Origin of the sequence: Pseudomonas luteola NBRC 103146 (assembly GCF_002091675.1) — a bacterium.
GTDB lineage: Bacteria > Pseudomonadota > Gammaproteobacteria > Pseudomonadales > Pseudomonadaceae > Chryseomonas > Chryseomonas luteola.
Genome location: NZ_BDAE01000003.1, coordinates 284,939 through 306,579, shown reverse-complemented (window position 1 = coordinate 306,579; position 21,641 = coordinate 284,939). Strand labels below are relative to the sequence as shown.

At 58.6% G+C, this 21,641-nt stretch carries 18 protein-coding genes; 12 read left to right on the top strand and 6 right to left on the bottom strand.

Annotated elements, in window-relative coordinates; translation table 11 throughout:
* Positions 1-146 precede the first annotated feature (146 nt).
* The gene (locus PLU01S_RS05935) at positions 147-539 is read left to right on the top strand and encodes a globin (protein WP_010797129.1); all 393 of its coding nucleotides are present in this window, start codon (positions 147-149) and stop codon (positions 537-539) included.
* Between the two features lie 26 nt (positions 540-565).
* Here PLU01S_RS05935 and PLU01S_RS05930 read toward each other — a convergent pair whose 3' ends face one another.
* Entirely contained in the window at positions 566-1,177 is a 612-nt protein-coding gene (locus tag PLU01S_RS05930) for a pseudouridine synthase (protein WP_074822974.1), read from the bottom strand.
* Positions 1,178-1,297: 120 nt separating this feature from the next.
* On the opposite strand from PLU01S_RS05930, the gene PLU01S_RS05925 reads away from it, so the two are divergent.
* The 4 genes from PLU01S_RS05925 to nhaD all read left to right on the top strand — a co-directional run bounded on the left by PLU01S_RS05925 (position 1,298) and on the right by nhaD (position 7,004).
* The gene (locus tag PLU01S_RS05925; RefSeq protein ID WP_074822976.1) at positions 1,298-2,347 is read left to right on the top strand and encodes an MBL fold metallo-hydrolase; all 1,050 of its coding nucleotides are present in this window, start codon (positions 1,298-1,300) and stop codon (positions 2,345-2,347) included.
* A gap of 140 nt (positions 2,348-2,487) precedes the next feature.
* On the top strand, positions 2,488-3,582 hold the full coding sequence (locus tag PLU01S_RS05920) for a glycerol dehydrogenase (protein ID WP_074822979.1): 1,095 nt from the start codon (positions 2,488-2,490) through the stop codon (positions 3,580-3,582).
* Between the two features lie 28 nt (positions 3,583-3,610).
* Positions 3,611-5,500, top strand: coding sequence for an ABC transporter ATP-binding protein (locus tag PLU01S_RS05915; protein WP_376748335.1), 1,890 nt, complete (start codon positions 3,611-3,613; stop codon positions 5,498-5,500).
* Between the two features lie 136 nt (positions 5,501-5,636).
* On the top strand, positions 5,637-7,004 hold the full coding sequence (gene nhaD, locus PLU01S_RS05910; RefSeq protein WP_074822985.1) for a sodium:proton antiporter NhaD: 1,368 nt from the start codon (positions 5,637-5,639) through the stop codon (positions 7,002-7,004).
* A 42-nt stretch (positions 7,005-7,046) separates the two neighbouring features.
* Here the strand turns inward: nhaD and amn are convergent, their stop codons facing one another.
* The 4 genes from amn to PLU01S_RS05890 form a co-directional block, all read right to left on the bottom strand.
* Positions 7,047-8,522, bottom strand: a complete 1,476-nt coding sequence (gene amn, locus PLU01S_RS05905; RefSeq protein WP_010797123.1) for an AMP nucleosidase — start codon at positions 8,520-8,522, stop codon at positions 7,047-7,049.
* Between the two features lie 86 nt (positions 8,523-8,608).
* A complete protein-coding gene (locus PLU01S_RS05900; RefSeq protein ID WP_074822987.1) occupies positions 8,609-10,387 on the bottom strand; it encodes an ABC transporter ATP-binding protein in 1,779 nt (592 codons plus the stop codon).
* Entirely contained in the window at positions 10,380-12,113 is a 1,734-nt protein-coding gene (locus PLU01S_RS05895; RefSeq protein WP_074822989.1) for an ABC transporter ATP-binding protein, read from the bottom strand. Before PLU01S_RS05895 ends, PLU01S_RS05900 begins: the two co-directional genes overlap by 8 nt.
* Positions 12,114-12,156: 43 nt before the next feature.
* A complete protein-coding gene (locus PLU01S_RS05890) occupies positions 12,157-14,556 on the bottom strand; it encodes a hybrid sensor histidine kinase/response regulator (RefSeq protein ID WP_074823475.1) in 2,400 nt (799 codons plus the stop codon).
* A 173-nt stretch (positions 14,557-14,729) separates the two neighbouring features.
* On the opposite strand from PLU01S_RS05890, the gene PLU01S_RS05885 reads away from it, so the two are divergent.
* From PLU01S_RS05885 to PLU01S_RS05870, 4 genes are all read left to right on the top strand, one after another.
* Positions 14,730-15,527, top strand: coding sequence for a hydroxymethylpyrimidine/phosphomethylpyrimidine kinase (locus PLU01S_RS05885; protein ID WP_074823479.1), 798 nt, complete (start codon positions 14,730-14,732; stop codon positions 15,525-15,527).
* The gene (gene thiE, locus PLU01S_RS05880) at positions 15,524-16,159 is read left to right on the top strand and encodes a thiamine phosphate synthase (RefSeq protein ID WP_010797118.1); all 636 of its coding nucleotides are present in this window, start codon (positions 15,524-15,526) and stop codon (positions 16,157-16,159) included. Before PLU01S_RS05885 ends, thiE begins: the two co-directional genes overlap by 4 nt.
* 10 nt (positions 16,160-16,169) lie before the next feature.
* Positions 16,170-17,456, top strand: a complete 1,287-nt coding sequence (gene hemL / locus PLU01S_RS05875; RefSeq protein WP_010797117.1) for a glutamate-1-semialdehyde 2,1-aminomutase — start codon at positions 16,170-16,172, stop codon at positions 17,454-17,456.
* 224 nt (positions 17,457-17,680) lie between these two features.
* Positions 17,681-18,223 (top strand): tetratricopeptide repeat protein, encoded by a 543-nt coding sequence (locus PLU01S_RS05870; RefSeq protein ID WP_074822994.1) that lies wholly within the window; start codon positions 17,681-17,683, stop codon positions 18,221-18,223.
* A gap of 48 nt (positions 18,224-18,271) precedes the next feature.
* On the opposite strand, the gene PLU01S_RS05865 is transcribed toward PLU01S_RS05870, so the two are convergent.
* Positions 18,272-18,592 carry a DUF1820 family protein gene (locus PLU01S_RS05865; protein ID WP_010797115.1) on the bottom strand — a complete coding sequence of 107 codons (321 nt, stop codon included), beginning with the start codon at positions 18,590-18,592 and terminating at the stop codon, positions 18,272-18,274.
* Between the two features lie 125 nt (positions 18,593-18,717).
* Between PLU01S_RS05865 and miaB the strand changes: the two genes are divergently transcribed.
* From miaB to ybeY, 3 genes are all read left to right on the top strand, one after another.
* Entirely contained in the window at positions 18,718-20,091 is a 1,374-nt protein-coding gene (gene miaB, locus PLU01S_RS05860) for a tRNA (N6-isopentenyl adenosine(37)-C2)-methylthiotransferase MiaB (RefSeq protein WP_074822997.1), read from the top strand.
* A gap of 88 nt (positions 20,092-20,179) precedes the next feature.
* Entirely contained in the window at positions 20,180-21,187 is a 1,008-nt protein-coding gene (locus tag PLU01S_RS05855) for a PhoH family protein (RefSeq protein ID WP_074823000.1), read from the top strand.
* Positions 21,177-21,641 carry an rRNA maturation RNase YbeY gene (gene ybeY / locus PLU01S_RS05850; protein ID WP_074823003.1) on the top strand — a complete coding sequence of 155 codons (465 nt, stop codon included), beginning with the start codon at positions 21,177-21,179 and terminating at the stop codon, positions 21,639-21,641. Before PLU01S_RS05855 ends, ybeY begins: the two co-directional genes overlap by 11 nt.

Genomic DNA, 21,641 nt, shown 5'->3' with positions numbered 1-21,641 from the left:
CTCACACAGGGGCACGGCCAATAACCCTCCATATCAAAAGGCCTTTAAGACTATTGTCTTAACCTGATAGGCTTGCCACCCGTTTACACTTCGCTCCCCATCCGCTGTACCCACAAACGTGGACGAAACACTCGCAAGGACTTGCCATGAAACCCGCCGACCAGGTGATGCAGAGCTACGGCCGCTGCTGCGCCAGCGCTGACTTTTTCGATGACTTCTATACCCGCTTTCTTGCCAGCTCGCCGCTGATCCGCGAGAAGTTCGTCAATACCAACATGCAGGCCCAAAAGCAGCTCTTGCGACAGGGCATCATGAACCTGGTCATGGTGGCGCGCGGAATGCCGGATACCAAACTACGCGCGCTGGGCGAAACCCATTGCCGCCATCAGATGGATATTCGCCCGGAACTCTACAGCATCTGGGTCGATACCTTGCTCGCCACCATTTCAAGCCACGACCCGCAATGCACGGACGAGACGCTCAAAGCCTGGCGGGACGTGTTGAACGAAGGCATCGCGGTTATCACGTCACATTACTGATCGCTACAGCTGATCCGCTGGCGCGGTTACAGCCGCGCCGGCACCTCGCGCCATTCACCCGGCGTCATACCCTCCAACGCCCAAGGGCCGATGCGTACTCGCACCAGGCGCAATGTAGGCAGGCCGACGGCTGCCGTCATGCGACGTACCTGCCGGTTGCGGCCTTCACGAATCACAAGCTCCAGCCAGGCCGTTGGAACACTCTTGCGAAAGCGCACGGGAGGGTTTCTCTCCCACAGCTCCGGCTCCTCCAACAGGCGCACCTCTGCGGGAAGCGTCGGTCCGTCATTCAGCTCGACGCCTGTTCGCAGCGTTTGTATCTGCTCATCCGTAGGGGTGCCTTCCACTTGAACCCAATAGGTCTTGGGTAGTTTGTGCTTGGGGTCGGCAATGCGCGATTGCAAGCGCCCGTCATTGGTCAGGAGGAGCAGCCCTTCGCTGTCCCGATCTAACCGCCCAGCCGGATAAATGCCTGGAATCGGAACGAAGTCCTTGAGCGTAGCCCGCCCGTCCCCATCGGAAAACTGGGTCAGCACATCGAATGGCTTGTTCAACAAGATCAGCCGCGGCTCGGCCGGCGGGGCCTTGGCAACACGACGAGGACGCGGGGTTTGAGGGGAGCGGTAGGAACGAGGCATGATGAAGACTGGCACTTGAGGCACGGGCACGTTAAAAACGCGGTGCAACGATAAAAGATACCCGCGAGTGTACCGAAAAACCGGCACTCGATTTTCACTTACCGGCAACGTGAGTCCTTCATGAGAATCTTTCGCTCCCTCTGGCTGGTCAACCTTCTCGCTCTTGCAGGCTGTGGCGGCCCGGAATACAAAGGTCCGCCCTCGGATCACTTCGACGGGCAGCAGTTTTATAACCAGGAGCCCTTTACCAAAAAGAGCTTCTGGACCCTGATCAAATGGCAGCTGACCCGCGAGCGCCCTGAGTGGATCTGGCAGGCGCTTCCGCCGAGCCAGGAGGAGCTGCCAGAGCGCGTGACAGGCGATGACCTGCGCGTCACCTATATCAACCATGCCACCCTGCTCATTCAGTATCATGGCTTGAATATTCTGACCGACCCGGTCTGGTCCGAGCGAGTTAGCCCGTTCAGCTTCATAGGTCCCAAGCGCTACCATGACCCAGGCGTAGCATTGGAAAAGCTTCCACCTCTTGACCTGATCTTCGTCAGCCACAGCCATTACGATCATATGGACTTGGCGACGCTTCGCCGTCTCGCCGAGATCAACCCGCTCACGCCCGTCGTCACGCTGCTGGGAAACGCCGAGTTGATCCGCAAGGAGACCGGTTTTGGCAATGTCACCGAAATGGACTGGTGGCAGAGTCAGCCACTGAACCAGCAGGTAACCTTGCATATCGTGCCTTCACAGCACTGGTCGGCCCGCACCCGCTTCGATACCAACCGTACCTTATGGGGCGGCTTTGTACTTGAGTCCGCCAGCGGTCCTGTCTACTTCCCCGGCGATACCGCATGGGGCGGGCACTTCCAACGGATTCACGACCGTTTCGGTCCCATGCGCTTCTCGGCGTTGTCCATCGGGGCCTATGAGCCACGCTGGTTCATGGTGTCGAGCCACATGAATCCACAGGAGGCAGTAGCCGCACACAAGATTCTTCACTCCAGCACCAGCATGGGCATTCACTTCGGTACCTTCCCGCTCAGTGACGAAGCCCAGTTTGCGCCTCCCCAGGACCTTGCCAAGGAGCGCGAAGCCCAAGGACTGCCGGAAGAGGCCTTCCGCGCACCGCTGCCTGGCGAGAGCTGGGCAGTGCCCGTCATCACGGCTGGACACTGATAGTCCAGGGCGCGGCGGTAACTCCTCCGCGCCTTTCATCCAGCGATAGACGCTGATGCCAACAGCGTTGATTCAGGACAATAGCGCGCCCTCCCAAACGCTCCATAGTCAGGCTAATCCACTTCAGAGGAACCTGCCCCATGCTCACGACGGCAATTTTCCCTTCCCGCTATGTTCAAGGTAACGGAGCCTTTAACCACCTGGGTGAGGAGCTTGCACGCTTCGGTAAACGTACCCTGGCCCTTCTTGACCCCTTTGCCGACGACCATCTGGGGGCAGCGCTCGACAAGGCCTGTCAGCATCAGCTCGAATGCCAGCGTATCCGCTTCAACGGCGAGTGCAGCGACGAGGAAGTCGCACGGCTGGCTGGAGTGGCGCGTCAGCACCTGCCTGACTCTATCGTCGGGATCGGTGGTGGCAAATCACTCGACACCGCCAAGGCGCTGGCCCACGAACTGAACATACCTGTGGCCGTTGTGCCTACCCTGGCCTCTACCGATGCTCCATGCAGTGCGCTTTCAGTAATCTATACCGCAGAAGGTGCTCTCAAGCGCTACCTGTTTCTGCCGCGAAACCCGGATCTTGTACTGGTAGACACCGGTATCATTGCCCAGGCCCCTGCGCGCTTTCTGGTATCAGGAATGGGCGACGCCATGGCGACCTGGTTCGAGGCAGAAGACTGCCGTATCCGCGGCGCTGGCAACATGACAGGAAGACCCGGCCCTTTCACCGCCTATGCCCTGGCACGCCTGTGCTATGACACGCTTCTGGAATATGGCCCACTCGCACTGCATGCCTGTCAGCAACAGGTCGTCACGCCAGCCCTGGAGCATATCGTCGAAGCCAATACCCTTCTTTCCGGACTAGGCTTCGAAAGCGGCGGCCTGGCAGCTGCTCACGCGATTCACAATGGCTTCACCGCCCTGCCCCAGACCCACAGCTACTGGCACGGCGAGAAGGTTGCGTTTGGCGTATTGACCATGTTGATCCTGAGTGGCCGCAAGCCTGCCATCATTGATGAAGCCTTCACGTTCAGTCAGCGAATCGGCTTGCCGCTTACTCTGGCAGATATCGGTCTGGCCAATGCGTCTGATGCAGACCTGCTCAAGGCTGCGGAACTGGCCTGCGCGGAAGGGGAAACCATTCACAACGAGCCCTTCAGGGTCGATCCGCTTTCGGTAGTTGCCGCCATGAAGACAGCCGACGCCGAGGGGCGTTTTCGCAAGCAGGCCTGATGATTAACTGGCAGACGCCATAACGATCATGGCAGCATTCCTGACGGATTTCCCCGCCAGGAATGCACTCCAATACCCCATGACAGCCATACCCCCTGCGCCGCGCCAGCCTTGGCGACACCGGGCGCTCAGCCTTTTTCAATACAGCTCACGGGCATTGGGCCTCGTGTGGTCGACCTCTCCTGCCCTGACCCTGGGACTTGCCCTGGCTACCGTGGTAGCAGGTGTGTTGCCAGCGCTGGCCGCCTGGCTCGGCAAGCAGATCGTGGATTCGGTCGTGGCGGCCATGCAGTTGCATCAGACACAGGGGAACGTTCTGCTGTCGCCCGTGCTCTGGCTGTTGGCCATGGAAGCCGGCGTGGTCGCCTTGATCGCAGCGGCGCAGCGGGGCCTCTCCGTCCAGCAGTCCTTGCTGCGCGTCCTGCTGGGGCAAAAGGTCAACCTGATGATCCTGGAAAAGGCCCAGCAACTGTCACTGGTCCAATTTGAAGACTCGGAATTCTACGACAAGCTCACCCGCGCCCGCCGCGAGGCCTCGATCCGCCCGCTCTCCCTGGTCAACAAGCTGTTCAGCCTGATGCAGAACGGTCTTTCACTGATCAGCTTTGCCATCCTGCTGATTCATTTTTCACCCTGGGCGCTGCTTATCCTGGTGGTCGGGGCATTGCCTGTCTTTTTTGCCGAAGCCAAGTTTTCGGGTGATGCCTTTCGCCTGTTTCGGCGGCGCTCCCCTGAAGCACGCATGCAGGGTTATCTTGAAGCGGTCCTGGCGAGGGAGGACCACATCAAGGAGGTCAAACTTTTTGGTCTTGCGCCACGCCTGCTCCAGCGCTACCGCGATATCTTCACTCAACTCTATGCCGAAGACCGGGCCCTGACGATCCGCCGGGATACCTGGGGCTTTCTGCTCGGTCTGCTTGGAACACTGGCGTTTTATGCCGCATATGTCTGGATCGTGGTGGACACTGTACAAGGGCGCATCAGCCTGGGTGAAATGACCATGTATCTGCTGCTGTTCCGACAGGGCCAAGCGGCAGTGAGCAGCAGCCTGACCGCCATCAGCGGCATGTATGAAGACAACCTCTATCTGTCCAACCTGTATGAATACCTCGAACAGCCTGTGGCCGCTGAGCATGGCAGCTTGAAACAAGGCCAGACCCCAGGCGATGGCATCCGCTTCGAGCAGGTCAGCTTTCATTACCCAGGCGCCTCCCGGGCCGCCCTCGAGGGGATTACGCTGCACCTTCGGCCTGGCGAAAGCCTGGCGCTGGTGGGCGAGAACGGCTCAGGCAAGACCACACTGATCAAACTGCTCACCCGGCTCTACACACCTAGCGAGGGCCGTATCCTGCTGGACGGCAGCGACCTTCAGGAGTGGAACACAGAAGCCTTGCGGCAACGTATCGGTGTGATTTTTCAGGACTTCATTCGCTATCAGTTCAGCGCTGGCGAAAACCTGGGCGTGGGCGATGTCGAAGCCTTTGACGACGAGCAGCGCTGGCAGGAAGCAGCCGAACGTGGACGCTCCAGCGACTTCATCGAGCGACTCGACCAAGGCTATCAGACACAACTGGGTCGCTGGTTCAAAGGCGGGCAGGAACTGTCAGGCGGACAATGGCAAAAAATCGCACTGTCACGCTCTTACATGCGTACCCAGGCCGACATTCTCGTACTCGACGAACCTACGGCTGCCATGGATGCTGCCGCCGAGGCAGAGGTTTTCGAGCAGTTTCGTCAGCATGCCCAAGGCAAGATGACGATCCTGATCTCTCACCGATTCTCTACGGTTCGCTCGGCTGATCAGATTGTGGTCCTGGAGCATGGCCGTATCATCGAACAGGGACGCCACGACGCGCTGGTCGCCCAGGGTGGCCGGTACGCTCATCTATTCCAGCTGCAGGCCCAGGGGTATCGATAGGCCGTCTGACGACTCGAGAAGCAATCCTTTTTGTGCCTTTTTCTTCATTTTTTGAAACATATAAGGCATCCTCGGCGCCCTCTCTGTAATGATTGGAAAAGGTTTCGACCTGACTCCCTGCCCTGGAAAGCCGCTCATGTATGTCTTCATGGCCTTAACCTTCGTGCTCGGATACCTCTGTATCGCCTGCGAGCACACCCTGAAAATCGATAAAGCCGCCTCGGCGCTGCTAACAGCCGTTGTCAGTTGGACGCTGCTGGTGCTGGGCGCAGATCAAATCCTGCCGCATCTGCAGCCCGGCAGCGACAACACTCATTTCGTGGTCGAGGAGCTGCGCCACCACCTGGGCGAGGTCTCGGAGATCCTGTTTTTCCTGATGGGCGCCATGACCATCGTCGAACTGATCGATGCCCACGAAGGCTTCACGGTCATTACCGACCGTATTCGTACCAACAAGCGCGTCAGCCTGCTATGGCTGGTAGGCCTGATCACGTTCTTCCTGTCTGCCGCGCTAGACAACCTGACGACTACCATCGTCATGGTTTCCCTGCTGCGCAAACTCATTGCCGATGCCAAGGAGCGCTGGTTCTACGCCGGGATTGTGGTCATTGCCGCGAATGCGGGTGGCGCCTGGTCACCTATTGGCGATGTAACGACTACCATGCTGTGGATTGGAAACCAGATCTCGGCCAGCGGTATCGTCATGAGTCTGTTTCTGCCCAGCCTGGTCTGTCTGCTCGTTCCCCTGGTGCTGCTCAGCTTCAGGCTCAAGGGCGAAGCCGAGCGACCGGCACTGGATGAGCATGAGAACAATGCGAATCCAACCACTCCGTTCGAGCGCAACCTTGTCTTTGCTCTGGGCATTGGCGCCCTGCTCTTTGTGCCGATATTCAAGACCGTGACACACCTGCCGCCCTACATGGGTGTTCTGCTGGGCCTTGGCGTACTGTGGGTCGTGACTGAAATCATCCACCGCGGCAAGAACGATGAAGACAAGCACCCGCTGTCCGTGATTGGCGTACTGCGCCGGATCGATATGCCAAGCGTATTGTTTTTCCTGGGCATTCTGCTGGCAGTCTCCAGCCTGGCGACGGCGGGCCACCTGGTGCAGGTCGCCACCTGGCTGAAAGACGGCCTGGGCGATGTCTATGCCATCAATATCGCAATCGGTCTCCTGTCATCGGTGGTCGATAATGTACCGCTCGTAGCAGGCGCCATGAAAATGTATCCGCTGGTCTCCCCTGAAGCGCTGACGGCGGCCAGCTCAGCTGACGCCGGCTGGCTCACCCATTTCCTGGCCGATGGGCGATTCTGGGAAATGCTGGCCTATTGCGCCGGTACAGGCGGCAGCTGTCTGATCATCGGTTCGGCAGCTGGCGTAGCAGCAATGGGCATGGAGAAGATCGACTTCATGTGGTACCTGAAACGCATCAGCCTGCTGGCGCTATTGGGTTACCTGGGTGGTGCCGCCACTTACATCGGCCTGGCCAGTCTAGGCGCATAAGAAAAAAGGCCAGCTTTACGCTGGCCTTTTTGTTTTCAGGTATCAACGGAAAGGCGGTTCGTCAAAGCTGCGCAGCTTGCGCGAGTGCAGCGAATCCAGCTGCGCCCGGAGCAGGTCCAATGCCGCGATACCGATTGCCAGGTGCTGACTGACGGCTCGCTCGTAGAACGCATTGGCCGAGCCCGGCAGCTTGATCTCGCTGTGCAGGGGTTTGTCTGACACACACAGCAAAGTGCCGTACGGGACACGCAGTCGATACCCTTGAGCCGCAATAGTGCCGCTCTCCATATCCACCGCAATGGCGCGGGCCAGATTGATGACAGGCCGCTCCTGCGCCCATCTCAGCTCCCAGTTACGGTCGTCATAGGTCAGCACTGTGCCGGTTCGCAGCCGGCGCTTGAGCGCCTCGCCACGGTCGCCCGTCACCTGAGCTGCCGCTTCTGCCAGGGCCACCTGCACTTCGGCCAGGGCCGGGATTGGTATGTGAGGCGGCAATACACGGTCCAGAATGCCGTCACGACGCATATAGGCATGCGCGAGTACGTAATCGCCGATGTTCTGTGACTGCCGCAGCCCGCCACAGTGGCCGATCATCAGCCAGCAGTGCGGGCGTAAGACGGCCAGATGATCCGTAATGTTCTTGGCATTGGATGGCCCCACCCCGATGTTTACGAGGGTAACGCCATGACCATCCGCGGCGATCAGGTGATAGGCCGGCATCTGAAAGCGATGCCAGGCGATACCGCCAATGATGGACTGGGCCTCGCCATCATCCAGGCCGCGCTCGATGGTGACATTACCCGGCAGCACCATACGCACGAACCGAGGATCGTCCCGCAGCTGCTGTAAGCCATGACGAATGAATTGATCGACATAGCGGTGGTAATTGGTCAGGAGAATCCAGGGCTGCACATGGCGCCAGTCACTGCCGGTATAGTGCACGATACGACGCAGGGAAAAGTCCGTCCGGGCGGCATCGAACAGCGATAGGGGAAGAATGGTCTCCTGCGCCCAGTCATACAGGCCATCGGCGATATCGTCGTGGGCGGCGGACAGGTCGGTACTGGGAAAGACGCGCGCCAGCTCGGCGGCCGTCACGCCCGACCCGGCCAGTTCATCCCCCTGCTCCACCACATAGGGATAGGGGATGTCCTGCTCGCTCGGCCCCACCTCGACCAGAATGTCGTATTCCGCCATGAGCGGTTCGAGCTGCTCAAGCAGGTATTTGCGAAAGGCAGCCGGGTGCGTAACGGTGGCCCGGTAAGTACCTGGAAGCTGCACCTTGGCATAGGCCCGCGTGGTAGTCGGCACCGCCTGGGAAGAGCGGTAGCACAGACGGATCTCGGGATACCGGAACAGCTGTCGCTCGGCCTCGGTCGGCTCGATACGATCCTTGAGGTAGCGCTTGAGCGCACTGCTCAAGGCCTGGGTTGCCTGCTGATGCAGCGCAGCCAGCCGATCCACCGCCTCGCTAGCCGAATGGGCTGCAACAAAACCATCTTCGAACGTCTGAGGCATGCACGATTTCCTTACTCAAGAATGAACGAGGCAATCTGGCTCCTGCGTCGACTCATCAGCAGGCCAGACAGCCCCTTTGCCAGCATTTAGTCAGAGAGTAGCTGAGTTGGATCACGGTTATCTGACAATTGCTCAGAATCCCGGCGCTGATTCCACAGGTGATGATAATGCCCTTCGGGGTTGGCCAAGAGTTGTGCGTGATTCCCCTCCTCCACCAGCCGTCCTTGCCGCAGCACAATGATGCGATCGGCATCACGGATCGTCGACAGCCGGTGCGCCACTACAATCATCGTCACCTTGCCGCGCAAGTCATGCAGCGCTTCCTGCAAGAGCGTTTCGGTTTCACTGTCGATACTGGCCGTCGCCTCATCCAGCAGCAACACCTTGGGCTGGCGCAGCAGGGCTCGCGCCAGCGCCAGCAATTGCCGCTCACCCGTGGAAAGCGTAAAGCCACGCTCACCCAGACGGGTTTCCAGCCCCTCGGGCAACCGTGCAATTAGAGGAGACAGGTGAGCATCATCAAGCGCCTCCTGAAGACGCCACGGCTCTGCCTCACTGCCCAGCAGCAGGTTATCGCGCAGGGTGCTGGAACGAATGAATGGCTCCTGTGGTACGGTAGCAATGGCGGCTCCTAGTGCTTCAGGCGTCAGATTTGACAGCTCACGGCCATCCAGTAGGAGTTGGCCACCCGTTACCGGCTGCAAGCCGGCCAGAAGGTCAAGCAGGGTCGACTTCCCGCTGCCGGTCGGCCCGACGATCGCCAGGAACGTGCCAGGGGCAATCTCCAGATTGATATCGCTCAACGTGTCGTGATCCGCACCTTCATGGCGGAAGCGAACCTGTTTGAGCTCAAAGCAGGCCTTGTCCACCGGCCGGCTATCGGTACCCTGTAGTGCCTGGGCCTGATCGAGCAGATTAAGCAGTCGCGTACCGGCAACGCTCGCCTGCTGATAGAGATTGAACCGCTGAGTGATTTCCATCAGTGGCTCGGTCACTCGCCCCAGGTAAGTCACAAAGGCGTACATCACCCCGATCTCGGCTCCTCCACCCAGGTGATTCAGACCATAGGTCAGGAGCAATACCGCCAGCACAATCACGCTCACCAGATCGAGCGCCGAACGCAAGAGCAGGCCCGAGAAACGTACCGTACTGATTCGTGCCTCGTACTGTTGCTGGTTGAGATCATGGAAGTGCTTGCGGAACGGCGCGGTCTGGTTGAAGGCCTGGATAATAGCCATTCCGCCAATCGCCTCATTGAGACGCGCGCTCTGCTCGGAGCGCAGCGCCCTCACCCGCATGGCAGCCGGCCCGCTCAAGCGCTGATACAGCCAGACGATAAAAGCGGCCGCCGGGATAAGCAGCATGGCGATCATCATGAGATGGACATTCATCAGTGCCATGGCCACCAGAATGCCGATCAGCAGCACAATATTGCCAACAATGGTGCCCAAAAACGCGACATAGAGTTCACGCAGGGCATCTGTGTCATTGGTTACCCGCGCAACCAGCTCCCCGGTTGCCGTACGGTCATGAAAGCTCTGCGGCAAGTGCAGAACATGGCGGAACAACCGCCGACGCAACAGCAGTACCGTATCCATGGCGATGCCGGCAAACCGCAGGCTTTGCAGGTAACGCCCGAGTGCGGCGAGCGCCTGGGTTACTACATAGATCAGGAACAGTACGATCAGGGGCTCAGCCCGCAGATCGCCAGGCACCAGGTAGGTATCCAGATAATGTTTAGTTAGCCAGGGGCCCATCACGTCCATGACAGTTGCCCCAATCAGGATAGCCACAGCCGCCATCAGCCGGCGCGGATTAGCCAACACCGGCCCCAGCAGCAATTTGATAACACGATGCTTAGGCATGTTCGCCTCCTGCCTGTTGCAGCTGCCAGAGTCGGGCGTAGACACCACCCTGCGCCAGCAACTGTTCATGCGAGCCTCGCTCGGCGATACGGCCCTCCTCCAACACAATCAACTGATCAGCCTCCCGTACGGCAGACAGACGGTGGCTCACAATGATGCGCGTCCGATTGCCCAGGCGAGCCAGCGTCTCGAGCAGACGTGTTTCGGTCGCAGTATCAACGGCCGACAGCGTGTCATCCAGCAGCAGGATAGGCGCATCGGATAACAGTGCACGCGCCAGGGCTACTCGCTGTCGCTGGCCTCCAGACAATGTCACACCGCGCTCACCCACCGGCGTTTCAAGCCCTTCGGGGAGCTGATTGAGGTCTGTGGCAAAGGCCGCGTCGGTCAGAGCGCCCCGGATCTGCTCGGGGGTAGCCTCAGGTCGTCCAAGTGCAACGTTTTCAGCCAGACTGCGGGCAAACAGGAAAGGATCCTGGGGAACGTATGCAAACTGAGCCCGTAACGCTTCCAGTGAATACGCCTCAAGAGGATGATCGCCCAGGCGAATCTCGCCGTCCGTCAAAGGGTACTGACGGAGCAGCAGCCGCAGCAAGGTACTCTTCCCGCTGCCTGTGGCGCCCACAATGCCCAGCGTACTTCCTGCCGGAAGCTCGAAGTGAATATCCTGCAACGCAGGCGTCTGGCCTTGAGGATAGACAAAGGAAGGAATATTTACGCTCAACGTCGATCCGGGCTCGGGCGTCAGTGTCCCCTCGTCTCGGATGCTTTCTACGGAGGCAAAAAACTCCCGCAGGCGACGCCCTCCCGCCTCTCCACGCTGGAGGATATTAAGGCACCAGCCAATGGCAAACATTGGCCAGATCAGTTGTACAAGGTAAAGGCTGAAGCTGGTCAGCTGTCCTAGCGTAATGGCGCCCTGCATGTAGCGTCCGGTGCCCACGATCAATGTCAGCAGCGTGGCGCAGCTTAGCGCTACGAAGATGATGGGCTCGTACTTGGCTTCGGTTCGCTGAACAGCGTAATCAGCCTTAGCCGCCGCACGGGCGCGCTCGTCAAAATCATCCAGCTCCGCTTCGATCAGCGCGTTCTGTCGCAGCATACGCAGCCCGCTCAAAGCCTCCTGAGTGCGATCATTGAGGTCTGAGAAGCGCTGCAAGGTCTGCCCGAAGCGTTGCTGAACCCGCTTCGCCACATGGTAGAACCCCCAGGCCATGAACGGAAACGGCAGCAGGGCCATGAGCGCCAACGGCGCATCGATACCGACCAGCATGACTGCCAGTACAAGCACCAGGGTCATGGCCCCGTCAAAACTGGACAGCACGCCCTCACCGGCAGCCATCTCTACTGCATCGATATCCTGGGTAGCCCGTGCCAGTAGATCGCCCGTACGACTCGCCTGAAAAAAGCCGGGATCCAGTCGGGTAAGCTTGGCGTAAAACGCATCGCGCAGCTCCACGCCTACCTTGTACGCGGTTCCGAACAACCGTACCCGCCAGTGATAACGAAGCACATAGAGCCCAAGACCAACCACCGCCAGCAGGGCGACACGCCCTAGCAGCTCCGTTCGCTCGAGCTCACCGGCCCGTAGTGCATCAATGGTTTTGCCTACCCACCAGGGCAGCGTCAGATTCAAGAGGCCTACGCCCAACAGGCAGGTGATTGCCCCGCAATAGGCCAGTCGATGGCGAAAGAGAAAATCGCGCAGTAACGTCCAAAGCGCCATGTAAAGAAATACCTGAACATAAGTAGCTGCCCAGTATAGCCCTCTATGACGTCTGAACCGGAGCCTGACAGAGCAGCCAATCCTGTAGAAGAGTTTGCAGTTCACCCAGCCTGACCGGCTTGGCCAGGTAATCGCTCATCCCGGCCGCCAGGCAACGTTCCCGATCACCGTGGTGTGGATGGGATGACAACGCCAGCACCGGCAGCTCCTCGCAATCGGGCAATGCCCGAATGGCCCGACAGATGGCAAACCCATCCATGACCGGCATCTGGCAATCGAGCAGGACGGCATCCACCGTTACCTGATCCAGGAGTTCAAGTGCCTGAGAGCCGGAATCGGCAGTCCGCACCTGATAGCCCAGCCGGAGCAGCATGCCACGCAGGATCATCTCGTCATGGGCATTGCTCTCCACGATCAGAACCGTGCAATTGGCGGGCTGCCGTGTCGTCAGCACACAGGCGCGGCGCGCAGGTGCCGGCAGCGCCACACGCCCCGGTAGCGGCAAGGTAATAGCCATGCGAAAGCGACTTCCAGTACCCACCTGCGAGGAATGGCTGAGCGTTCCCCCCAGGAGATGGATCAGCTTGCGACACAGGGCCAGGCCAATTCCCAATCCGCCATAACGGCGCGTCAGAGAACCATCGAGCTGATGGAAGCGCTGATAGAGCTGCTCGCTCTGCTCCGGTGTAAACCCGATACCCGTATCGACCACCTCAATCAGCAGCGGCTGGCGATAAGCATCTGCCTGCGCATCCGGATGCGCCTGTACGCGCACCGTTACCGATCCTTCATGCGTGAACTTAATGGCGTTTTCGATCAGATGCCCCAAGGCTCTGGCCAGCTTTGGTGCGTCACCTTCCAGGGTATCGGGCAATGCCGGGTCGATCTCCACTTGGAATGCCAGACGCTTGGCCTCGGCACTCGGGGTATAGCGCGTGCGTAAACTGTCAAAGAGTCCATGCAGACTGAACGGCACCCGCCGAGCTACCTGCTTGCCGGCACGCAGCTCGGTGAGGGTCAGGATGTCATCCACCATGCGCATCATTGCTCGCGCGGACTCGCTGGCGGACTGGTGGTACTGCTCCAGATCCACCGTCATGGGCTGCGTCTGGATCAGTTCCAGCGAGCCGATAACTCCATTCATGGGCGTTCGCAACTCATGGGTCACGGTAGCCAGAAACTCATCCTTCAAGCGATTACTATTGGCCAGCTCTTCGTTCAACCGCTCCAGTGCACGGCGAGACTCTTCGAGAATCCGCGCCCGTTCCTCGCGCATGGCATTGATCCGGTCAGCCAGAGCCAACGAAAGCAAGGCTACTTCAAGCGCCGAGCCAATCTGGCTCGCATAGACCGTGAGGAAGTTATAAGGCAACAGACCGGCTACCATCAGAATATTGGCCAGCCCGCCAAGCAGGAAAATCGACCATGCGATGATGAAGTAACGCGCGGTACGCATACCGTCGAACCAGGCCCGGATACCGGCCGTGAACACGACAAAGATAAAGATCAGTGCCAGGAGCGTGGCCAACCGCATTGCCGTCGCGTAGTCACAGGTCAGTGACGTCAGGACGCACAGGCAGGCCAGCAGGATCAGGCCCTTCATGCAGAGGTCGATTCGACGACTGTACTGGCGGGTCTGCAGGAAATGTCGGGTGAACTGGCTACCAAAGATACCTGCCATGCCGACAAAGAATGGCGTTGCGATGTTGGCCCAGCGAGGACTGTCCGGCCACAGGTACTCGGAGCCGGTCCCGTTGATCGACAGCAGATAGCAGCCGAACGAGCCGACATAAAAGATGTGATACAGATAACTGGGATCGCGAACGCTGAGGAAAATGAGCAGGTTGTAGAGCATCATCACCAGCAGAACACCGTAGATGATACCTAGCAGATAAACACGTGCCGGCTCGGCCTCGATAAACGCCCTGGTGGTCCAGAGCACCAGCGGGGCCTGAACGGACCCCTGACTTTCAACCCGCAGATACAGCCGCTTGGTCTCTCCCGGTGCAAACGACAGCGGATACAGATAGCTGCTGTGCCGAATCAGACGACTGCTGAACGGCAGAGTATCCCCCATGCGCTGGGCCAATCGGTACACACCTTGCGCATCGGGTGCGTAAATATCATAGCGGTCGAGTGGTGGGTAGGAGAGTTCGAGCAGCCAGCTCTTGGGCCCAATGCCGGTCTTGGGTCGATACGCAAGGTCCAGGCGAATCCAGTAGGCCGAGCGTGAATAGCCGGCCCCAAAAACATCTTCGCCATGCCGGATAAAGCTGCCACTTAATGCCGGTGATGTGATGTCTTCGATAGTCGATGTGCCACGAACATCCTCGAATACCTCAAGTGACTGTCCGAGGGACAATCGTTCGATCGACTCATCGAACTCAACGGCCTGTACCCACCAGGGCCATGCGAGCAGAATGAAAAAGAACCAGTTGCGCATATAAAAGGCTTCGCCAGAAAAGCCCGCAGGCAGCATCATGCACAAACTGCCCTCTCGTGCGACGCATCCCTTCAAGCATTGAGTTAGGTGCGGCACTCTATCACAGGCCGGCCCAGCAGCTACACTGCCGACCGGAGCCTTTGTTCAGCCTGTTTAGTGATAAGCTTTTTGCCATGAATACACACAACGCTCGTCCCGTCGTCCTTTGCCTTTCCGGTCATGACCCCAGCGGCGGCGCTGGTCTGCAGGCAGACATCGAAGCCCTGATCGCCCAGGGCTGCCATGCGGCACCCGCCGTCACCGCGCTGACCGTTCAGGATACGATCAACGTGTCCGACTTTCGTGTACTGGACCGTGCCTGGGTGATGGCCCAGGCCAACGCCGTGCTGACGGATCTTCCTGTCGCAGCCGTCAAGCTGGGCATGCTTGGTTCTATCGAAATGGTTGAAACAGTACTGGATATCCTCGCGGATCATCCACAGTTGCCACTGGTGTGCGACCCGGTGCTACGCGCCGGTGGTGGTGGAGCCCTTGGCAAGGATGAGGTGGGTTATGCCATCCGCGAGCGGCTGTTGCCGCGCGCAACGATTGTCACGCCTAACCTCCCCGAGGCCCGCATCCTGGCCGAGCTGCCGGAAGGGACGGCAGACGCGTGTGCCGACAAACTTCTCCCCTACTGCGAGCATTTGCTCATCACCGGCGGTCATGGTGACGAGCAGGAAGTGCACAATCGCCTGTACACCCGTGACGGGCATCAGGAAACCTTTATCTGCCAGCGTCTTCCCGGTAGCTATCACGGTTCGGGCTGCACGCTGGCCAGCGCACTGGCCGGGCGGCTGGCTTTGGGAGAAGCCCTGCCCAGCGCAGTTCGCTCAGCCCTGGACTACACCTGGCGCACCCTGCGTGATGCCGAGCGTCCCGGCTGCGGCCAGTATATTCCCCGTCGCCTGCCACTGGACTTCTGCTCATGACTCCACTGCGTGGTCTGTACGCCATTACTGACAGCCAGCTCCTGGCCGACGACAAGCTTCTCCCCTATGTGGAAGCCGCATTGAAGGGCGGTGCCCGCTTGATTCAATATCGGGACAAATCCAGCGACCAGGTCCGCCGTCGGGACGAAGCTCAGGCACTGTCCGAGCTGTGTAGACGCCACGGCGCAGACCTCATCATCAATGACGACCTTGAGCTTGCACTCCAATTGGGTGTGGGCCTGCATCTGGGGCAGGAAGATGGATCCCTCGCCGAAGCACGCCAACAGTTAGGTCAGGCGGCAATTCTGGGAGGTACTTGCCATGCCCAGCTGGCCCTGGCGGAACGCGCTGTCCTGGAAGGCGCCAGCTACATCGCCTTTGGTCGCTTCTTCAACTCAAACACAAAACCCGGCGCACCGGCGGCCACGCCTGAACTGCTGATCGAGGCGCAACGCCGCTTCACCGTGCCGGTGTGCGCCATTGGAGGCGTTACCCTCGACAATGCCCCCTCACTGATCGAGCGTGGAGCCAGTCTGATTGCCGTCATTCATGCATTGTTTTCCGCGCCCTCTGCCGAAGAGGTAGAGCGCCGCGCCCGGGCATTCAGTGCACTGTTCAACCCCATTTCGTAGAGAATTCGCCATGTCACGCTCCGAAACACTGTTCGCCGATGCCCAGAAGCATATTCCAGGTGGCGTCAATTCCCCGGTTCGCGCCTTCAAAAGCGTGGGCGGCACGCCCCTTTTCTTCAAGCATGCCGCAGGCGCCTATGTCATCGACGAAGACGACAAGCGTTACGTTGACTATGTAGGCTCCTGGGGCCCGATGATTCTGGGGCATAGTCATCCCGACGTACTGGATGCTGTGCGCCGCCAGCTTGAACATGGTTTGTCCTATGGCGCACCAACTGCCATGGAAACCGAAATGGCCAATCTGATCTGCCAGCTGGTGCCCTCCATGGAAATGGTGCGCATGGTCAGCTCAGGCACCGAAGCCACCATGAGTGCCATTCGCCTAGCACGTGGATATACCGGTCGCGACACCATCATCAAGTTTGAAGGGTGCTATCACGGCCATTCGGACAGTCTTCTGGTAAAAGCGGGCTCTGGTGCCCTCACCTTGGGCGTTCCCAGCTCTCCTGGCGTACCCGCTGCGTTTGCCCAGCACACCCTTACCCTACCCTACAACGACCTGGACGCCGTCAAGGAAACCCTGCAGAAAGTAGGTGCGGATATCGCCTGTATCATTGTCGAGCCCGTGGCCGGCAACATGAACTGCGTACCGCCTGCCCCCGGCTTCCTGCAGGGCTTGCGTACCCTGTGCGATGAACATGGCGTGGTGCTGATTTTTGACGAGGTCATGACTGGCTTCCGCGTTGCCTTGGGTGGTGCCCAGGCTCATTACGAAATCACACCGGACCTCACCACGTTTGGCAAGATCGTGGGTGGAGGCATGCCTGTCGGGTGCTTTGGCGGTAAGCGCGCCATCATGGAAAAGATTGCACCGCTTGGCCCGGTCTATCAGGCCGGCACGCTGTCCGGTAACCCACTCGCCATGGCAGCTGGCCTGACGACGCTTAAGCTCATCAGCCGTCCCGGCTTCCACGACGAGCTGACCGCCCTGACAACCCGTCTGCTGATCGGGTTGCGCGAACGTGCCCAGGCAGCAGGCGTTCCGTTCGTTACCACCCAGGCAGGCGGCATGTTCGGCCTTTATTTCAGCACGGCAGACGACATCGTGACCTTCGATGACGTCATGGCCAGCGATGTCGAGCGCTTCAAGCGCTTCTTCCACCTGATGCTGGAAGGTGGCGTCTATCTCGCACCCAGCGCTTTCGAAGCCGGCTTCACCTCCATTGCACATGGCGAAGCGGAACTCGACATCACGTTCAAGGCAGCCGAACGTGCCTTTGCCGCGCTGAAAAACTGAGTACCGCCTATCGATGGTTTCGCTTGTAGGCAAACGGAGCGGAACCATCGTTTGCAATGAGCCTCTCAGTTTGAAACAGCCGATATCAGGCAATTACAAAAAAAGTTCATCGTAACTGCGTAAATTTTTTGTAAGGTGGTATCGGCTTCACTCATAATGTGCGAGCCGGCGCGTTTCGCCGGTCGGGTTTCCAGAAAAACCTGCCTCGATCCTGGAGGCGTTCCATGCACCGCGCCGGCCGTTTCATCATTACCAGCTTGCTCCTGTTCCCGCTGCTCGCCTTTGCGGGCGGTAATTCCCTGCTCATTCCCAGCACCAGCCGCTGCAACCTCAATGCAGCCCCGGAAGAGCTTCCGCAAGCCCTCTCCAAGTGCCAGCAGACTGCCCGCGCCGGTGATGCGCAGGCGCAATATGAGCTAGGCAGCTTTTACTACGATGGCAAACAGACCCCAAAGGATTTGAATCAGGCTCGTATCTGGTTCGAGCAGGCTTCGCTGAAGGGCCATGCTGATGCGCAGTACCGATTGGGCACCATGTTTTTTCGTGGCGAAGGTGTTCAGGCCAATACCGTGCAGGCCTATATCATACTCAAGATGGCTGCCATCAACGGCTCGGAAGACGCCATGGACACCGCGGATCTGGTAGCTGAGCAGATGAGAAAGGATGAGCTGGAAATTGCAACCCAGGTGCTGGGTCAGATTTTCAGAGACTACCTGCAGGATTTGCAGACGGTAGGCACCGGAAATCCTTTCGCGCCACTTCCCTGACAAACCGGTAGACGCAGCCGCATGGTATGACGGCTGCGTTTTGCGGCATTATTTCTCCGGCATTGGTACCGGAAATGGCATGACGTTCGTTCCGCCCTTGGCTTCGCTGATCTTGGCCTGGCCAAGACGCTCCACTTCGTCGATCCGGATGACCGAGTGCAAGGGAACGAAGCTGCGGATAACGCCTTCGAACTGGGACTTCAGTTTTTCTTCACTGGGGTCTACGACGACTTGTGTACGCTCGCCAAAGACGAATTCCTCGACTTCGAGAAAGCCCCACAGATCACTTTGATAGATCTGCTTGGCATACATCTCGTAAACCTGTCCCTGGTTATGAAAAATCACCTTATAGATCGCTGGTTTGCTCATGATGATGGGTAACAGGAATGAAAACGGGGACGGATAATAGCAGTGAGGAGACGATCAGTGCTAGGAAGCAAGGACTCTCATCCTTATAATATGCGGTCCTCAATTTTTTCCCCGACGAAGCGCGCATGACCAAGAAGCTTTTCATCGAAACTCACGGCTGCCAGATGAACGAGTATGACTCGTCCCGCATGGTCGACCTCCTCGGTGAGCATCAGGCGCTGGAGCTGACCGCAAATCCGGCCGAAGCCGATGTGATCCTGCTCAATACCTGCTCCATTCGTGAAAAGGCTCAGGAAAAGGTCTTTTCACAACTGGGCCGCTGGCGCGAACTGAAGTTACAGAACCCCGAGCTGGTGATCGGCGTGGGCGGCTGCGTGGCCAGCCAGGAAGGCGCCGCGATTCGTGATCGTGCGCCCTACGTCGACGTGGTGTTCGGCCCTCAGACACTGCATCGCCTGCCTGAAATGATCGATGCGGCCCGTGCTACTCGCGCGCCACAGGTCGACATTTCCTTCCCGGAAATCGAGAAATTCGATCGCCTGCCCGAACCTCGTGTCGATGGTCCCAGCGCATTCGTCTCGATCATGGAAGGCTGCAGCAAGTACTGCACATTCTGCGTCGTGCCCTATACCCGTGGTGAAGAGGTCAGTCGACCCTTTGATGACGTCCTGGCCGAAGTGATTCACCTGGCCGAGAACGGCGTTCGCGAAGTCACTCTGCTCGGACAGAACGTCAATGGCTATCGCGGCCTGACCCATGATGGCCGGATCGCCGACTTTGCCGAGCTGCTGCGCGTGGTGGCGGCCGTTGATGGTATCGACCGGATTCGCTACACCACCTCGCATCCGCTAGAGTTTTCCGACGCCCTGATCCAGGCACACGCCGAGATCCCGGAGCTGGCCAAATTCGTGCATCTGCCGGTGCAGTCGGGTTCTGACCGAATCCTGGCAGCCATGAAGCGCAACCACATGGCCATCGAGTACAAATCACGTATTCGCAAACTCAAGGCGGCGGTTCCTGATATCTGCATCAGCTCTGACTTCATTGTTGGCTTTCCGGGCGAAACCGAGAAGGACTTCGAGCAGACCATGAAGCTGATCGAGGACGTCGGCTTCGACTTCTCCTACTCCTTCGTCTACAGCGCACGCCCCGGCACACCGGCAGCGGACCTGGTGGACGACACCCCGGAAGAGGTCAAGAAACAGCGTCTGCAGATCCTGCAAGCCCGCATCAACCAGCAGGGCTTCGAGATCAGTCGTCGCATGGTTGGCACGGTCCAGACCATCCTGGTCAGCGACTTTTCTAAGAAGGACCCAGGCATGCTCCAGGGTCGTACGGAAAACAACCGCATCGTCAATTTCCGCTCTAGCAATGCCTTGCTGATTGGCCAGTTCGTCCAGGTTCATATTGATGACGCACTGCCCCACTCCCTGCGAGGCACCCTTCTAGCAGAAATTGCACAGCCGCATGCAACTTCCGGTGCCATAGTCACTGTCTGACTATTGGTAGAGTGCGCACTTTGCCAAGTGCGCACAACCGATTACTCTTCAAGTAAACATCATCAGCTATAGGGCGATTATTCCTTCCTTGAATACACCTCAAGAACCTCGGCGCTTTACTCTCGAACCGTTTGATGCTCAACGCTTTGCCAAGCTTTGCGGCCAGCTCGACGAAAACCTTCGGCAGATCGAAAAACGGCTCGATATCGAAATCCGCAACCGCGGCAACCAGTTCGAACTGGTCGGCACGCCGGAGCGTATCCAGTCGGCTGAAAATCTGCTGCGACGTTTGTATCGCGAGACCAAGACCGAAGATGACCTGACGCCTGACATGGTTCACCTGTTTCTGCAGGAATCCGGTCTTGAAGGGCTTTCCGAGCCTCAGAGCGATCTGAATATTTCTCTGCGCACCCGTAAAGGCATGATTCGTCCTCGCGGCGCCAATCAGCAGCGGTATGTCAAGTCGATCCTCGATCATGACATCAACTTCGGCATTGGCCCGGCGGGCACCGGCAAGACCTACCTCGCCGTAGCCTGTGCCGTCGATGCTCTCGAACGAGAACAGATCCGCCGTATCCTGCTGGTTCGCCCCGCGGTTGAAGCGGGCGAGAAGCTCGGCTTCCTACCGGGTGATCTGGCTCAAAAGATCGACCCGTACTTGCGTCCTTTGTATGACGCCCTGTACGAGATGCTTGGCTTTGAGACCGTAGCCAAACTGATCGAACGGCAGGTTATCGAAGTGGCGCCACTGGCTTACATGCGGGGTCGAACACTCAACAACAGCTTCATCATTCTTGACGAGAGCCAGAACACTACCGTCGAGCAGATGAAAATGTTCCTGACGCGTATCGGCTTCGGCTCTACAGCCGTCATCACCGGCGATATCACCCAGGTCGACCTGCCCCGCGGCACGCGCTCGGGTCTGGCCCATGTCATCAACGTCCTGAAAGACGTGCCGGGCATTGGATTTACGCACTTTCTGGCAAAGGACGTGGTACGTCATCCTCTGGTACAGCGCATTGTCGAAGCTTATGATCGCTTCGAACAACAGCAGACTGACAAACGTCAGTCGCGGGAAAACACGAATGACGATTGAGCTTGATGTACAAATCGCCAGCGAAGCGCCCGATCTACCTGAGGAACCTGAGTTACGTCGCTGGTGTGAGGTCGCCCTCCGCCAGCGCACCGCTGATTCAGAACTGACCATCCGCCTGGTGGATGAGCCGGAAGGTCGCGAACTCAATCGCACCTACCGGCACAAGGACTATGCCACCAACGTACTTACTTTCCCGGCCGATGTACCCGACGAGCTGCTGGATATTCCGCTGCTGGGTGACATCATCATCTGCGCACCAGTCATCGCGCGCGAGGCTGCCGAGCAGGGTAAGCTTCTCAAGGCCCATTGGGCTCATATGGTTATTCATGGCTGCCTGCACCTGCTTGGCTATGACCATATCGAAGACGAAGAAGCGGAAGAAATGGAAAGCCTGGAACGAGAATTGCTGGCAGAACTAGGTCATCCCGACCCCTATGGCGACGAACAAAACTGA

Bases quoted from the DNA above. Each gene is read 5' to 3' on its own strand.
- PLU01S_RS05935 (WP_010797129.1), top strand. From the start codon at position 147: ATGAAACCCGCCGACCAGGTGATGCAGAGCTACGGCCGCTGCTGCGCC.
- hemL (WP_010797117.1), top strand. From the start codon at position 16,170: ATGTCACGCTCCGAAACACTGTTCGCCGATGCCCAGAAGCATATTCCA.
- amn (WP_010797123.1), bottom strand. From the start codon at position 8,522: ATGCCTCAGACGTTCGAAGATGGTTTTGTTGCAGCCCATTCGGCTAGC.
- nhaD (WP_074822985.1), top strand. From the start codon at position 5,637: ATGTATGTCTTCATGGCCTTAACCTTCGTGCTCGGATACCTCTGTATC.
- PLU01S_RS05925 (WP_074822976.1), top strand. From the start codon at position 1,298: ATGAGAATCTTTCGCTCCCTCTGGCTGGTCAACCTTCTCGCTCTTGCA.
- PLU01S_RS05890 (WP_074823475.1), bottom strand. From the start codon at position 14,556: ATGCGCAACTGGTTCTTTTTCATTCTGCTCGCATGGCCCTGGTGGGTA.
- PLU01S_RS05915 (WP_376748335.1), top strand. From the start codon at position 3,611: ATGGCAGCATTCCTGACGGATTTCCCCGCCAGGAATGCACTCCAATAC.
- PLU01S_RS05885 (WP_074823479.1), top strand. From the start codon at position 14,730: ATGAATACACACAACGCTCGTCCCGTCGTCCTTTGCCTTTCCGGTCAT.
- thiE (WP_010797118.1), top strand. From the start codon at position 15,524: ATGACTCCACTGCGTGGTCTGTACGCCATTACTGACAGCCAGCTCCTG.
- PLU01S_RS05865 (WP_010797115.1), bottom strand. From the start codon at position 18,592: ATGAGCAAACCAGCGATCTATAAGGTGATTTTTCATAACCAGGGACAG.
- PLU01S_RS05920 (WP_074822979.1), top strand. From the start codon at position 2,488: ATGCTCACGACGGCAATTTTCCCTTCCCGCTATGTTCAAGGTAACGGA.
- PLU01S_RS05870 (WP_074822994.1), top strand. From the start codon at position 17,681: ATGCACCGCGCCGGCCGTTTCATCATTACCAGCTTGCTCCTGTTCCCG.
- miaB (WP_074822997.1), top strand. From the start codon at position 18,718: ATGACCAAGAAGCTTTTCATCGAAACTCACGGCTGCCAGATGAACGAG.
- PLU01S_RS05895 (WP_074822989.1), bottom strand. From the start codon at position 12,113: ATGGCGCTTTGGACGTTACTGCGCGATTTTCTCTTTCGCCATCGACTG.
- PLU01S_RS05930 (WP_074822974.1), bottom strand. From the start codon at position 1,177: ATGCCTCGTTCCTACCGCTCCCCTCAAACCCCGCGTCCTCGTCGTGTT.
- ybeY (WP_074823003.1), top strand. From the start codon at position 21,177: ATGACGATTGAGCTTGATGTACAAATCGCCAGCGAAGCGCCCGATCTA.
- PLU01S_RS05900 (WP_074822987.1), bottom strand. From the start codon at position 10,387: ATGCCTAAGCATCGTGTTATCAAATTGCTGCTGGGGCCGGTGTTGGCT.